Source organism: Paenibacillus sp. P4_A7 (assembly GCF_056402455.1).
In genome coordinates this window covers 20,087-35,091 of the sequence record NZ_JBFUHJ010000016.1, presented here as the reverse complement: position 1 = coordinate 35,091, position 15,005 = coordinate 20,087, and the positions used below count along the sequence as shown (strand labels likewise).

The 15,005-nt window shown below is 45.3% G+C and carries 14 protein-coding genes and 1 pseudogene; 11 read left to right on the top strand and 4 right to left on the bottom strand.

The window, feature by feature from the left end; all coding sequences use genetic code 11:
- Positions 1–191 precede the first annotated feature (191 nt).
- From AC1DWN_RS04610 to AC1DWN_RS04600, 3 genes and pseudogenes are all read left to right on the top strand, one after another.
- Positions 192–2,684 carry a DUF4855 domain-containing protein gene (locus AC1DWN_RS04610; protein ID WP_477557764.1) on the top strand — a complete coding sequence of 831 codons (2,493 nt, stop codon included), beginning with the start codon at positions 192–194 and terminating at the stop codon, positions 2,682–2,684.
- Between the two features lie 603 nt (positions 2,685–3,287).
- Positions 3,288–3,953 carry a stalk domain-containing protein gene (locus AC1DWN_RS04605; protein ID WP_477557763.1) on the top strand — a complete coding sequence of 222 codons (666 nt, stop codon included), beginning with the start codon at positions 3,288–3,290 and terminating at the stop codon, positions 3,951–3,953.
- 78 nt (positions 3,954–4,031) lie between these two features.
- Positions 4,032–4,763: pseudogene (locus AC1DWN_RS04600) on the top strand (reverse transcriptase domain-containing protein); the annotation flags it as partial.
- Between the two features lie 167 nt (positions 4,764–4,930).
- Here AC1DWN_RS04600 and AC1DWN_RS04595 read toward each other — a convergent pair.
- Positions 4,931–5,830: a helix-turn-helix transcriptional regulator gene (locus AC1DWN_RS04595; protein WP_477557762.1), complete on the bottom strand. Its 900-nt coding sequence runs from the start codon at positions 5,828–5,830 to the stop codon at positions 4,931–4,933.
- Between the two features lie 129 nt (positions 5,831–5,959).
- Here AC1DWN_RS04595 and AC1DWN_RS04590 point away from each other — a divergent pair, with 129 nt between their 5' ends.
- Positions 5,960–6,808, top strand: coding sequence for a phytanoyl-CoA dioxygenase family protein (locus AC1DWN_RS04590; protein ID WP_477557761.1), 849 nt, complete (start codon positions 5,960–5,962; stop codon positions 6,806–6,808).
- 149 nt (positions 6,809–6,957) lie between these two features.
- Here the strand turns inward: AC1DWN_RS04590 and AC1DWN_RS04585 are convergent, their stop codons facing one another.
- Positions 6,958–7,296 carry a DUF3221 domain-containing protein gene (locus tag AC1DWN_RS04585; RefSeq protein WP_477557760.1) on the bottom strand — a complete coding sequence of 113 codons (339 nt, stop codon included), beginning with the start codon at positions 7,294–7,296 and terminating at the stop codon, positions 6,958–6,960.
- A 214-nt stretch (positions 7,297–7,510) separates the two neighbouring features.
- Here AC1DWN_RS04585 and AC1DWN_RS04580 point away from each other — a divergent pair, with 214 nt between their 5' ends.
- The 6 genes from AC1DWN_RS04580 (at position 7,511) to AC1DWN_RS04555 (ending at position 11,413) form a co-directional block, all read left to right on the top strand.
- Positions 7,511–7,762, top strand: a complete 252-nt coding sequence (locus tag AC1DWN_RS04580; protein ID WP_477557759.1) for a hypothetical protein — start codon at positions 7,511–7,513, stop codon at positions 7,760–7,762.
- Between the two features lie 675 nt (positions 7,763–8,437).
- On the top strand, positions 8,438–8,920 hold the full coding sequence (locus AC1DWN_RS04575; protein ID WP_477557758.1) for a DUF2975 domain-containing protein: 483 nt from the start codon (positions 8,438–8,440) through the stop codon (positions 8,918–8,920).
- Between the two features lie 10 nt (positions 8,921–8,930).
- Positions 8,931–9,137 (top strand): helix-turn-helix domain-containing protein, encoded by a 207-nt coding sequence (locus tag AC1DWN_RS04570; protein WP_204820728.1) that lies wholly within the window; start codon positions 8,931–8,933, stop codon positions 9,135–9,137.
- Between the two features lie 183 nt (positions 9,138–9,320).
- The gene (ndk, locus tag AC1DWN_RS04565; protein ID WP_477557757.1) at positions 9,321–9,722 is read left to right on the top strand and encodes a nucleoside-diphosphate kinase; all 402 of its coding nucleotides are present in this window, start codon (positions 9,321–9,323) and stop codon (positions 9,720–9,722) included.
- Positions 9,723–10,034: 312 nt separating this feature from the next.
- Positions 10,035–10,217, top strand: coding sequence for a hypothetical protein (locus tag AC1DWN_RS04560; protein WP_477557756.1), 183 nt, complete (start codon positions 10,035–10,037; stop codon positions 10,215–10,217).
- A gap of 116 nt (positions 10,218–10,333) precedes the next feature.
- Positions 10,334–11,413: a flagellar hook assembly protein FlgD gene (locus AC1DWN_RS04555; protein WP_477557755.1), complete on the top strand. Its 1,080-nt coding sequence runs from the start codon at positions 10,334–10,336 to the stop codon at positions 11,411–11,413.
- A 15-nt stretch (positions 11,414–11,428) separates the two neighbouring features.
- On the opposite strand, the gene AC1DWN_RS04550 is transcribed toward AC1DWN_RS04555, so the two are convergent.
- Positions 11,429–12,682, bottom strand: coding sequence for a helix-turn-helix domain-containing protein (locus AC1DWN_RS04550; protein WP_477557754.1), 1,254 nt, complete (start codon positions 12,680–12,682; stop codon positions 11,429–11,431).
- 147 nt (positions 12,683–12,829) lie between these two features.
- On the opposite strand from AC1DWN_RS04550, the gene AC1DWN_RS04545 reads away from it, so the two are divergent.
- The gene (locus tag AC1DWN_RS04545; RefSeq protein ID WP_477557777.1) at positions 12,830–13,588 is read left to right on the top strand and encodes an SDR family NAD(P)-dependent oxidoreductase; all 759 of its coding nucleotides are present in this window, start codon (positions 12,830–12,832) and stop codon (positions 13,586–13,588) included.
- Positions 13,589–13,881: 293 nt separating this feature from the next.
- On the opposite strand, the gene AC1DWN_RS04540 is transcribed toward AC1DWN_RS04545, so the two are convergent.
- Entirely contained in the window at positions 13,882–14,946 is a 1,065-nt protein-coding gene (locus AC1DWN_RS04540; protein ID WP_477557753.1) for an LLM class flavin-dependent oxidoreductase, read from the bottom strand.
- Positions 14,947–15,005 lie beyond the last annotated feature (59 nt).

The window sequence follows — 15,005 nt, the reverse complement described above, 5'->3', positions numbered from 1 at the left end:
AACAGCTGGACGACTTAAGAGATACCGATCGCCGATATGCTGACCATGTCGGATTTTAACTTCAAGGATATTCGACGAATGCAGCTAAGCTAAAAGCCGGCGGCGCAGTTCACGCTTCCGAACACGCTTTATTTGGACGCTGTAACGCTGGTCCGATAATCGCATTATCAATCGACAAGGAGATGAAAGATGTGAAAAATCCGTTCAAACGCTTGTTGACCTTGCCGTTAATCGTTGTCATGACCTTCTGTTTAGCCATACCTGCTGTTTTCGCTTCCTACATTCCCAAAGATGATCCAAAGTCGAACCACTCTTCCAATATCGTTCTGCTCTATACGGGCTATTACAATCCGGACAATTATCAAGGAGAGCATGTCGGCGATTACACGAAAGAAAAATTGCTGCCCTACGTCGGATATCTGGATGAAAAAGGAAAGGCGCTGGACTCTTTCTACGATTCGTTCATCATGCTAACCACAACGTCGCCTAATGGTGGCAGTCTGCATCGCTGGTACAGTTGGGTGCCTAATTCGGTGCCGGGCCGCCTCGAAGACTGGCAATGGGCTATGGACCGGCCGTTCGAGAAAAAACTCCAGCTGGACGCGCTTGACCAAGCGGTCGCGGAAGTCGGCCAAAACTTGGGTGACAAGGAAAAGAAGGTGAACGTATTCCTGACGATRCCCTTTCCGGATCCCCAAAGCAAAGATTTCGGGGATTTCAACAGAGACGGAGTATCGGAAAACCTTGAAAGCCTGTCCGTGCGTAACGAGCTCGTCAAATGGTACGTCGACACCATGACCACTCGCTTCCAGGAGCGAAATTACCGCTACTTGACATTGGCCGGCTTTTACTGGCTCCAGGAGGATTTGGACACGACGGTTACCGGAGAGGCGGAGAACGTGCGGTACGCCTCGGAATACCTGAACGCACAAGGCATGCGACTGGGCTGGATTCCGTGGTCAGGAGCCGGGGAGAAAATGAACGGAAACCGTTTCGGCTTCGATTTTACGCTCGTGCAGCCGAACCACTATTTTCAGAATGACACCACAATTCAGCGGATCGAAGAGACGGCGCTACAGTCCAAGCAAGCCGGGCAGGGGGTCGAACTCGAATTCGACCAGCGCGCGATTACGGATCCCGAGTTTCGCCAGAGGCAGCTCAATTATTTGATCGGCGGCGTGAAATACGAATACATGAACGATTCCTTGCTCGCCTATTACCAGGATGTCTACGGCGTTTACGATTTGTACCACCACTCGAGCCCGGAAGTACGGGCGCTGTACACGGATCTTTACCGATTTGCGAAAGGAATCTATACGGCGCCGACCGGAAACCTGGAGTCGTACGTGCGGGATGCAAACGGTAATCCCCTTGCCGGGGCAACCGTCACTGGTGGAGACGGGTATCAAGCCGTAACCCAACCGGACGGCAAGTTCACGGCAACCGGTCAAACGGCGATCCGGCAGCCGTTTACGATCAGTAAGGTAGGGTACATTTCCCGGACGATGAGTGTGAATATCGTACCCGGGCAAACGATCCATCAGGATATCGTGCTTCAGCAACTGCCGGGTGGCCCGGTGCAGGATGAATCCGTACTGGCGGACTTTAATGGAGATTTCAACGTCGGAGGCAATGGCGTCGTCACGCGCAGCTTTACCACGAACGTTCCGGGCGGAAGCACCGGAAGCCAAGTCCTGAAGGTAGACTATCCGGCCGGTTGGGGCCCCGTTCGGGCGTATATTGATTCCGGCTCCAACAAGCTTCAGGGCTCGGATCGCGCTTACGTGAATTATCTCAATACAGACTGGAGCGCCTATGACGCGCTAAGCATGGAGATTTACAATCCGACTGGCGTACAGCAGACGATTCGCCTCGAAATCATGTACGACGCCTACAGTTGGGCAACGTCCGTGAAGAAAGCCTACAAGCTGGAGCCGCAAAAATGGAACACGCTGAACATTCCGATCCAGGAGCTCAAGGACGCCGGTGCGAACGTGAAGGACATCATCCGTCTGTCCATGCAAATGAATGACTTCCCGACGGGCACGACGCTGTATTTTGATAACGTCAAACTTCTCAAGTACGCGGAGCTAGAGCCGGTGCCGGATTACATCATTCAGCTTCCTTCCAAGCTGCCGACCATACAGAGGGGGGCGACATGGAAGCCGGAAGTGACCAACGCGACACAGAAGGATGGTCAAGGACAGCTAGTCATTGTGCCGGAGGCGAGATTCGAAAGCACGGATGAGAACGTATTGTCCGTTGCCGAGGACGGCGTAACCGTAACTGCGAAATCGCCAGGTAAGGCTCTTCTGATCGCGAAAGTCGGCAATATAGCGGCAGGATCCGTTTCCATCGATATATCCGGCTCGATAACGCATCAATGGAACGACGAGAAGTTGAAGCTGGAGCAAGGGAAACAATCGACACTGCAATTGAACAGCACTTTTGAAAATGGATATCGGATCCCATGGAAGGACGCCACGTACGAGTGGACCGTGAGTGGAGATGCCGTTCAGTTAGAGAACGTGATGGAAGGAAAAGCCGTAGTCGGCGATCATAAAACCGTTCTCGCAGTCCGTAAAGGAGTCGCGACCGTAAGCGTCACGTTACATTACAACGGCCAAACCTTTCATTTCACGCGGATGATCCAAGTGAAGGACGGAACCGGCGAAAAGGAATAATCTCAAGCATTTAATACCAAAGCAAACAGCCGAAGGGGTGTTCGGGTTGCCCCTCCGACTGTCTCCTTAAAAACTTTCGGTGCTTAAGAACATTGTCCGAATGAAGCCCGCGAAATTTTGGGCTTTTTTTGTTATCGAATCATTTACTTGCCATTCGCTGATCTTAAAAAATTGATTGTTCCCGAATTTATCAAGTAGATAGTTCGATTGTCGAATGAGACCAAGAATCTGAATCGCTATGAAGATGATATCTCGCCGTTGGGTAAATTATTTAGCCAGGGTACGTCATTATGCTAACGGGCAGGATAATTCAATGTAAAAGCTTGAGAAATCGGGCTTTTTGTTTTTAAACTATTAAAAATACATTGATAAATACTTATCAGATATAAAAGGTGACTACTCATTGGGATATTTGACTCATTTAGGCTCAGTCGGCAGTCTGTTACGTTAACGGGGAGTTTTGTAGTCATTTTTGAGTAAATATGATCCTACCTACTTTTCCAAATAAAGATTTTAAAATCTAGCGTTTCAACAGGAGGCAAATTATGGTATTATTAGAAGGTTCTTTCATTTTGTTGAGAACTAAGGAGGATTGGAATCATTTTGAAAAAAACAATTGTAACTCTGATTGGAGCGTCCCTTCTACTCAGTGCTAGCGCAGGAGTTTATGCAGGTGCCAACTTGGAGAAAATCCAAGCTTATTTAAACTTTGACCTGAAAGTAAAGGTGAATGGGAAACAAACACAATTGTTAGATGTAAATGGAAATGAAGTTACTCCTATTACCTTTAACGGAACCACATATTTGCCGGCCAGAGCCATCGCAAATTCCTTGAATGTGGCTGTTGATTATGATGCTTCATCTAATAGCGTTTTATTTGGTGAAAAAGTTGAAGGCACTCCTGTTAACGCGAATCAAATCTTTTACCAAGCTATTAAAGATCCTAAATTAACTCAATACAAAAACAAGGATTATATCGAAGTTTTCAGACAAATGGGTACTTCAGATTCTAACTTCACATTAGAACCAAAGAAAAAGTTCCAAACCCTGTATTTACAAGTGGCTGCTATTGGAACTGATGTCAAAATTAATATTAAAGATAAAAACTCAAGGTTATTAAAACAAGATACCGTAACGGTTGATGATGGTTTAAAAGTGATTGAAGTTAGTATCGCAGGTCTAGATGAAGTTACCGTGTTCTATTCAATCGATAAACATACAGATGATACAGGTATTTTTATACCACTAACGACCTCATATTATAAGTAATGAATGAATAAGAGTGAGACAACAGGGCTGCCGATAACAATGGCAGCCTATTTAGCTTACGGGCAGGATAACGCAAATGAGAAATTCTTTGACCGCGTCAACCATGACCGTCTTATGTTGAAGATTTCGGAGAAAGTGATGGACAAGAAGGTTCTCCTGCTTATCCGTAAATATCTGCAATCAGGAGTCATGGGGAATGGATTGGTAAATCCGACGATGGAAGAAGCGCTGCAAGGTGGTCCACTAAGTCCTCTATTATCCAACATCGTTCTAGATGAGTTAGACAAAGAATTAGAGAAGCGTGGACACCGCTTCGTCCGCTATGCGGACGATTGTAACATCTATGTGAAAACCCAAAGAGCAGGCGAGCGAGTCAAGGCATCGGTTACCCGATTCATCGAGATGAGGTTGAAACTAAAGGTAAACCAATCCAAAAGTGCGGTAGATCGCCCATGGAAACGGAAGTTTTTGGGGTTTAGTTTTAGCATGAACCAATTCCTTATTGGATGGTGTGGTTACTTCTCGCTCGCTGACACGCCGAGCTTCTTTCAGGAAATGGATAAATGGATTCGAAGAAGGCTGCGTATGTGCCTTTGGAAACAATGGAAGCAACCGAAAACCAAAGTCAACAGGCTTATATCCTTGAGCATACCGAGGGGTAAAGCATTTGAATGGGGAAATACCAGAAAAGGGTATTGGCGAACAGCAGGAAGTCCGATACTGAGCAAAGCACTAGGCAATCACTATTGGGAAACCAATGGGTTGAAAAGCTTGAAGGACAGATATAACTCGTTACGGCATATTTCATGAACCGCCGTATACCGAACGGTACGTACGGTGGTGAGAGAGGTCGGGGGCTAGGCGCGCCCCCTCCTACTCGATTATTAAACTAACTGGCAGGATAATGGAATACAACAACAGGTACTAAATAAAGTTGGTACTCGTCTTACTTAAATGTCAAAACAGGAAAGTATTCATTAGATCAATCGATATTGACGACGGAAGACCGTCGGAGCAACGCCTTCCATCTTTTGAAACAATTTGGTAAAGGCGTGAACCGAGGAAAAACCATAACGTTCGGCGATCACCGTTACCGTATCGTTCGTACTTAGCAGGTCGTTCCTGGCTTTGTTGATGCGACACCGATTCCAATACCATTTGGGCGTAAAGCCGGTATGCGTCCGGAAAAGCACATGGAAGTGGCTGCGGCTCAATCCAAGCTTCTCCGCCCAACCTTCGACGTCTTCGTATTCACCGCCTGCCAGCCGTTCCATCGACGCTATCAGCTTGGTAATACGCGGATCTGTGATATCGGATTGACGCCTAGCCAACCGGTAGACTTGGTGAAGCAGCAGGTGGAAATGGCCAGTGATGGCTAACGAATTTGGATAATCCTCGTGATCGAGAACCGATAAATCGGGAGATACCGCCTCGAATTCAGACGTTACCGTCTCGAGCAATCCTTTCCATACGCTGATCGAATCCACGACTAGCGAGTATGGAATCCCATAGTCGAACTGCACGTCCAATAAACGGTCATCTGATTTCTTGGAAAGTTGACACAATAAATCATTTGGAATCCGTAGCCCCGTCTTCAGTCGATAGGACCATTCGAAGAATACACAACGAAACGTGAGTGGACTATCCACATCTACCTCCCAAGTGTGGGATACACCAGGCTGGATAAATAACAAAGTTCCTGGCTGCAACCGTATATTCGGGCGGTCTTCGTAGATGATGCTGCCATAGCCGGACTCGATGAGATACAGAGAGGGGACATAACAGATCCGAGGACCATGCCGATCGCCCGCGAGCAGGGGGACACGGATCGCGAATCGTACAAATGGACAAATGATCATAGGATTAAAAGTAATCACCAACCTTTATTAAGATAATATCATACAATCGGATAAATTGAATATTTTCAGACAAAGACAGAATGTCCCGCATCAAGTCATAATGATGTTATAAGCGAGAGTGAACTCGCGACGAGAGGATGAGCAGAATTGCCAAATGCAAATGGAATACCGACGCAAGATGACGTTAAATTTTTCAAAGAAAATGGCTACTGGGTGTCTCCGAAAATTATCGACGATGAAAGGCTGTCCAGGCTGCGTGAAAGAATGGAGAGAGTTTACCGGAACGAATTCGAAACGGGAACGCCTCCCGAAGCCATCTGGAGCTACGAAAAAGGTCACCCGAAAACTCTTCGCAAAACAGATATGGCGAGCTATGCTGACTTAACGATCCGTGCACTTGCCCACGATCCGGTGATCGGAGAGATTGCCGCTGCTTTGACGGAGACGGATACAATCCGTTTCTGGGCCGATCAGCTGCTGCATAAACCTGAACAATCCGGAGGACATGCTTCAAACGTGGGTTGGCATCAGGACTATACGTATTGGAAGTGCTTTCAGAACCCAGAGACGCTGCTTACGGCATGGGTGGCTTACGATGACGTTGACGAAGAGAACGGCTGCATGATGATGGTGCCGGGCAGCAACCATTGGGGGCTTCTAAATGGTAGTGACTTTTACGAACAAAATTTAGATAATCAAAAGAATGGAATGAAAGTGCCTGAGGGACAAGGGTTTCGGACTATGCCGATCGTCATGAAAGCAGGTCAAGTCAGCTTCCATCACAGCTTGACAATACACGGAAGCGGTCCTAACATTTCGGACCGGGTACGCCGCTCGTCGGCGCTTCACTTAATGACCGGCGAAACGCGCTTTCGGTACGATGAGCGACACCTATACTTATCGATTAAACAATTCATTGCTTCAGGCGGTAAAGATGGCGATCTCGTTCAGGGAGATATGTACCCGGTCACATACAAAAAAGGCGTAACGGCATAATGCCGTCACGTCTTTTTTAATGAAGAGTTAACAACGAAAAATCTAATTTTTCATCTGTAATTCCCTAATCTAACGGTAACGATAGTTTAATTAATCACCTACTAAAAGACGCTTTATTAAACTATCCTTTCCTTTGGTGTAATAACCATTTATTTTTTGATTACGTCTGCGGCTGCTTGAGCTGGATAGGATTGATCGATCGCCCCGTTAGCGATGTTTATGCTTACTTGATCGCCCACCGAAACAGAATCGTAATCAGATTTGTCCACTGAGAGCCATATTGCATTAGGCTGAGCTTCCTCCAATATATCGCTAAGTGGAGTTTCGATATTAGTAACCCGACGCACTACTAGGATTCTGTCGTTCTCTTTCGCAACAACAAAACCTTCTTTATAACTCCATTGTTCATTTGAGGTAATATCATTGTTTGTTGAACAACCTGTCGCCAAAAAAAGTATTAACATAACTAAGATAAAAGAAATTCTCACACTAATTACMTCCAAGACTAAATGATTATACTTTAAACGATTTAAAGTGTGGCAAGGTTGCCGAAATTTATGGACGCTCAATAAGAGCCAAATCAAATAGGTCATTCGTTAAAAGATTCAATCAACACTTGATAAGCTCAAAGCAAAAGAGGAAGCACTATCAAATCAGTAAAACAATATGAAAAACTTCTCTAATCTCGATTGGAGCGTGTAAATGAAAACACTTTATCTACTATTAGGTGGGATCATTAATTCAATTTTAGCGCAGATGCTTCCATACATTATAAAAATAAGTGCATCATGTTTATATTTAATAGTTTATTTTATCGGATATTATGACGGCTCAGATATTAGAGGAGAAGAAGGTGTGATAGTCATAATCCTCCCCCTCACCCTGTTTTTAATAGCTCTATTTTTAGTTATTTTAATATTAAAAATCGAACAATATTCAGAAAAATACAGATAAGATAATCACGCTTCGTTATTTTCAGTCTAGTATCTTTTGTTCTTTTTTTTAGTTTGAGTATGATGATTTTTGACCCTCTCAATCTCACATAACGATTGAATGTTACTATGGACAATAACAACAGGCTGCCAATAATTCGGCAGCCTGTTCAGCTATACGAACGTGCAGGATAATAAACCATTAAATAGGGCGATACAATGGAAATTCCGTATAGTAGTTGGTATTGACGAAGTTGCGCATAAAATAACAAACAAAACCACTGACGGCATTTAGCAATTCCTTTATGTTGGTAAGAAAGGTGGTAATATGAAAAGAAGGCTGCGTAAAAAGAAACACTTAATTAATCTAGAGGACATTGTTTATGAAGTAAGTGTATCATCGCAATGGAGGAAAATACTTTTCCGAAGTCCGTGTAACTGTTGTCATTCATTCAGAGGTCAAGGGGTGGGAAGATTGGGACCCAGATCAAGTTTACTTTAAATTTCAAGCAGTTGAGTTTCCACATATGGTATCCTTCTCAGCGAACAATCCTAAGATTGAATAGGAATGCTTTTTTTTGTTTTCGAAAAATACCTACATAACAATAACAATGTATTCAATAGAAGAAAATATTTATTGTAAAACGATAAAATTATGGTAAAATAACATGAGACTAATAATAAGTGAGGGGTTTTTATGGAACGAGGAACAACACTCTTTTTAAAGGTAGCTGTTATTCTTATTGGAATCCCAGTTCTTGCATTGTGTATCTTTGTGGTGCCAGAGGTAGCTAATTATGCAGTAGAATTGTATCCAGATCATACTTATCTGAAATATCTCGTTTTTATCGATTTGTATGCAACGGTGATTCCTTTTTACTTTGCTCTGTATCAAGCTTTTAAACTGTTAAGCTATATTGACAATAACAATGCTTTCTCGGAATTATCTGTACGAATTTTAAAGAATATAAAATATTGTGCAATCACAATCAGTAGCTTGTTTGTGGTAGGCATGCCACTCTTCTATCTTATAGCGGAGAGAGACGATGCCCCAGGTATCATAGTAATCGGAATGGTCTTGATTTTTGCTTCCATGGTGATTGCCGTTTTTGCTGCTGTTCTCCAAAAGCTTTTAAAAGAGGCTATTGAAATAAAATCAGAAAATGATTTGACGGTCTGAGGTGGATAACATGGCGATTATAATCAATATTGATGTGATGTTGGCTAAAAGAAAAATGAGTGTAACAGAACTCTCTGAGAGGGTTGGAATAACAATGGCTAACCTTTCTATATTGAAGAATGGAAAGGCAAAAGCGATTCGATTATCCACTTTAGAGGCGATTTGTAAGGCTTTAGAATGTCAGCCTGGAGATATTTTAGAATATAAAAGCGACTAAGTCACTCAATAATTAAAAGAATAATCGACCGTATTGCTAACGGGACGATAGTACAGGAGCTTGCCATACGGCAGCTCTTTTTTGTTATTTCTTTTATTGGTGTCTCTTACTTTGTGATTTTTCTCACAACCTTTTCATCAGCTATTCTGTAAAATGATATATATGAACAGGAGGAGGAATACTATGAGTGAGAAAGCATTCGTGATGATTAAACCTGATGGTGTAGAACGTGGATTAATCGGTGAAATCGTAAGCCGATTCGAGAAGAAAGGACTAAGAATCATAAGAGCAGAGCTTAAGTCCATTACGCCAGTTATCGCACAAACACATTATGCTCATCTTAAAAGCAAGCCCTTTTTTGATGAACTTGTAGATTATATTACATCAGGCCCTGTATTCGCAATAATCGTTGAGGGTAAGGCAGCAGTACAGAATGTTCGCTCCTTAATCGGACCGACGAATCCTGCAGAGGCGCCACCTGGCAGCATTCGCGGGGACTATGGTCTCGAAGTAGCTCTAAATATTATTCATGGTTCCGATTCTATCGATAATGCAAGACGTGAAATAGATTTGTTTTTTCAATAATAAATTAATACATGGAGGTAATCGATATAACAGATCCGAATAGATATGCCATTATTACAAAGTATATGATTCAATACTGCTACACCTGTGAAAAGGCACTTGAATGCGATACGGATAAAAAGTGTATTGCTTGTTGGGAAGAGAAAGGGCTAGTAAAAAAGGCGGAGCTTCAGGAGCCTTTAACTATTTAATAGGTGCTTTTGCTGTATGTGTAATAACATTGGTCGAAGCTACATACCTGTAGTTACAAGATAAGGTATGTCAGTCATAATATAAATTACTAAGTAGGCTCTCTAAGGGCCTACTTTTTTCATGCTTCGAAAACGCCCCCGCAGTTTGAAGGACACCCAGAAGGTCAATCAAGAGAAGTCGCCCAAAGTGATGCTGACGCTGGATAATGAATTTGACGACATTACTTTTGTGCTATATTGCTCTGAAGATTACCGGGGGCGAACCTATACCGGCAAGGATCGTGCTGGAAGCATTCTGCGCTAAAGTACGATGAAATATACCTGTTGATACTTAGATACGGATTGTGAGTATAGTTCGCAACTTTCCGATTTTTAGGCGATATACACATATTGTAGCAGAGCTTGATCAATTAAAGGAGAGTGGGCATTATCAAGAAATTTTTACTCGGGTTATTTTGCGGGATAGGGATTATTACCTTCACAGCAGCAGCCGTTTCAGAGGAGGTCAGGGCTAAGTTAACTCCTGTATACGTCAATTTCCATATAGGGGGTGATGAGCACTCACTTAACTCCGATGATATCAAAATTCTGAATTACAAAGGCCAGCTGTTCGTGCCGCTGCGTTCCTTCGCGAAAGAGATCGGCGGCTCCGTCTACTATACAGCTCCGGTCGGTAGTGACAGAGCACAAGTGGATATCTATTACGAGGATGATCGGGATGTGACACTTCAGGATAAGGAGGGGAGTGTTCGGCTGGGCAATCTGGACGTCAAGTTTGCACTGAATGATGATATGCCGGAGATTAAAGGCACGATTAAAATCGACAAAGTTATACCTAAAGACAAGGACGTCGTGATTTCCATTTTAGACAACAAAGGCAAAACATTAGGCGTGAGCAGCGCTATAGAGCCTTACCAGCCAAGTCACCTACCTCTTTCGCAGTTAAAGCAAGGTGATACGATCAACTTCAGGACTCACTTCCCTTATATGGAGACACCTGAGAGTTATACAATGAAGGTTGATGTAGTGAATAAAACGGATTGGTTCTATGTTCAAGGCGGTGTCGTGGCCGTCTGGGGCGCAGGAGGGTTCTATGGTTTCCCGTTGAATCCCGCTATTTATGGCACTAACGTCAATCATAAATTAGGTGATCCTACTCCTGTTTCCGGCACATTGATCAACCTCAGCGATGAAGATTCCGTCGTGACGACCAAGCCTGTCAGTCTTAATGTCGAAATAAGCGACAGCTCCGGAAAACTCATACGCACGCTCACAACCAAACCGTTTATGGGAGAAGTCCTATGGAAAAAGGGGATGATGCGAACAACAATCATATGGGATCAAAAGGACAGTTCCGGCAAAAAGATTCCTAAAGGAGAATATCACGTCAGTATTTTGTCGAACAAGACCGAAGGTTACATGAAGAGTAATCCGGATAACATCGTCAAGTTCGAGCTTGAAAATTCCATGCAGGCCGGTATTCCTCTATATATCGAATAGGACCAATCAATTCCTTCATTTCGAATATTTTTGCGACGGGCGCCGTTCGCTCTTGCGATATACCATCGGCGCCATACCATTCCATTTTTTAAATACCTTGTTAAAATAGCTCTGATCGTTAAAGTTCAGCCATGCTGCAATATCAGCAATCGGATAATCGGTCAACGTGAGTAGCCTCTTCGCTTCCTCAATCCGTTCGCGTTGGACATACTCGGAAATTGTCAGCCCAACCTCCTTCTTGAACAGACTCGATAGATAGTTCGGACTGAGATTCGTGCACTCAGCAAGCCGTTCAAGAGTAATGTCGCCGTATAAATGGTTGGCGATCTCGTGAATACTATCCTGTATTGCAGGTGAGTAGTGACCACGTAGAACCTCCGAAACCCGATCGACGAAGTCGAACAGTACTTCGGTCATGATGGCGCCGATCGCTTGCAGCGAATCCTTCTCCTCCAACTGCTGAATGTAGAAATCACTCAGCGTAAACGCATCCTCCTCGTGCATTCCTCCTTCAATTGCAGCTCGGCAGATCAGAGCGATTCCCGTAATCATCAGGTTCTTCTCGCTGCGAATCCTACTCCGCTTGGCCAGCACGCCAAACTCGTCCTCGGCAATGATGGATTCCGTGACAAATGTTCTTATTCGTTCCCGCTCTCCTTTGCGCACGTAATGCAGCATGACGCGCTCATGCGACAGGTTGGCGTGTAACATACCGCTGCGACGTCTTCGCGATAGCTCGGCATCCGGCTCTTTCTTCCCCATAATCGGTTCCGGCAACGTCATGCTGTTCACATGAGGGTTGGTCGACGAATCGACAAGTTGTCTGTGAATCGCATAGTAAATCAACCGGCTTAAAGCGGGGATGCGCTCTGAGGGGAGTAGTGCTATCTCTTCGTACAATTGGAGAAACTGCCTCCGGTTACCCATTGGTAGAGAATTCACTGTCTCGTTCCATTCTCCTCCTTGTGGCTTTTCATGGATATACGGACCAACGACGAGCGTACCAGCAAGCTGGTTTTCATCAAGAGCATTCACAAAAAAATACTGCAGCCTAGAACGGGTAAAATGAATCGGCTGCTCTGCATCATACAGCGCATATGCGTAGCCGACCACCTGTTCGCGAATGGATGCAAAGTAAGGGTTAGAGTGAAGCGAAGGATCGACGTATTCCGCTTCAATTGCCCGACCGGGATGTATGATAAATACAGGGAGTCCAATAACATCATAGAGAAGCTGGCCAAAAACAACCAGTTCGGGGAGCTTATTCATGCGAACCTCCATAGGGTGCGATTAGGATTAAAAAGAAGATAATAAAAAAGTACTACAAATCATTGATAAATACAATTTTCAATAATGAAAGCGCATTACAATAGGAGTGCAGAGATCCTCTGCTATAACACTCAAAGGGGATGAACGATAATGTTAGAAAATAAAATAGCTATTGTTACTGGAGCAGGAAGCGGCATTGGCCGTGCGAGCAGCTTTAAAATGGCAGGTTATGGCGCTAAGATCGTAGTTGTCGATTTTAATGAGGAAACCGGACAAGAAACAGCTCGAATGATACAGGAACAGGGTGGCGAAGCCATATTCGTACAGGCAGATGTGTCAAAAAGTGAGGATGTTCAGCGTTATGTGAAAACGGCCATTGATACTTACGGACGTATCGATGTTTTCTTTAACAATGCAGGCGTTGTACAGAAGTTCTCGAAGCTTGCGGACATTGACGAGAACGAGTTCGACCGGATTATGAATGTCAATGTCCGAGGCGTCTTCCTCGGTATGAAATATGTTTTAAAAGTGATGGAGCAGCAAGAAAGCGGAACGATCATTAATACAGCTTCGACAGCGGGGGTAAAAAGTGAGCACAGCGCAACCGCTTATTCTGCAAGTAAGCATGCGGTTGTCGGTCTGACGAAGGGCGCGGCGATCGAGTATGTGAAGAAAGGCATCCGTATCAACGGGATTTGTCCAGGTGGCGTGGACACAGCTCTGACGAAGAGCGTAGAACAGGCTTTCATGTCGGGAGGATACGTGCCAGAGGAAATCGGCAATATGCGTATGGGACGCTATGCTAAGCCAGACGAGCTTGCGGAATTGGTCACATTCCTTGCTTCAGATCGCTCCAGCTACATGACGGGCTCCATCGTACTGATCGACGGTGGGCTGACGCTTTAAACGAATTAGACTGCTTCTTTACCGGATCCAATCCGTTTAAATAAGCATCCATTTAAAGAAACTGTGACGGATCCACATCGCCTCTAAGAGTCATTCGACTTCTAGGATGTTCTGTGGGGCGCTGATCCAGTTCTCCACGGTTAGTAAGAGTGTACTGTTGGGGTGAAAAAGGGTCCGATCCAGGGTTTTACACCTGGATCGGACCCTTTGCTGTGTGATGGTCGGCATTGCCGGCTCCCACGCGCTGCTTATGCCTATTGACTGCCGATAAAAATCGGCATCTACAGTTAAGCTCAGCCCTGCGCGGCCACTCGAGCAAGCTCCTTGTGGACGATCGGCGCGACTTTCGTGCCGAGCAGTTCGATGGTGCGCAGCAATTCGCTGTGCGGCATCGTACTGACGTCTACGTGCAGGAGGAAGCGCGTTAGCCCCAGGTTCTTGCGCAGCAGCACTATCTTTTCCGCGACATATTCGGGATCGCCGACGTAGAGTGCTCCGCGAAGGCTGCGGGCGGCATCGAACGAGTCGCGGGTGTATGGCGGCCAGCCGCGCTCACGCCCTATGGTGTTCATTTGGGCTGCAGTCGACGGGTAAAACAACTCGGCGGCCTTCTCGGTCGTATCTGATATAAAGCCGTGCGAATGTGTCGCGATCTGCAGCTTGCTTACATCGTGCCCGGCCTTCGCAGCTGCTTCCTTATACAGGTTGACTAGAGGAGCGAACCTCTCCGGCATTCCGCCAATGATCGCAAAGACGATCGGTAACCCTAGCATGCCGGCGCGAATGGCGGAATCCGGATTGCCGCCGGTTCCGATCCATACGGGCAACGGCGCCTGAACGGATCGGGGATAGATACCCTGGTTGTCGATGGCGGGGCGATGGCCGCCTCGCCAGCTTACTTTCTCCGATTCTCGGATCGCTAGCAGTAGCTCCAGCTTATCCTCGAATAGTTTGTCGTAGTGGTCCAAATCGTATCCGAACAACGGGAAAGATTCGATAAACGAGCCGCGGCCTGCCATAATTTCCGCCCGTCCATTGGACAGCCCGTCTAATGTGGAGAAAGCTTGGTACACGCGAACCGGATCGTCCGATGACAACACGGTCACAGCGCTCGAGAGCCGGATTCGTTTCGTCGTGGAAGCGGCAGCGGCCAGAATAACCGCTGGTGCCGAGCTCGCATAATCCGCGCGATGATGTTCACCGATCGCATAGACGTCAAGACCGACTTGCTCAGCTAGATTAATTTCCTCTACCGCTTGTCGGAGTCGTTCGGCGTGTGTGACGCCGCCGGGTCTCGGAGCAGCCTCGAGAAATGTGCTTATTCCTATTTCGATTGAAGAAGTCGTAAGATTGGACATAATGATTAGCTCCCTTCTAGATACGCATATTATACTTTATAATATAAAGTAACTCAATA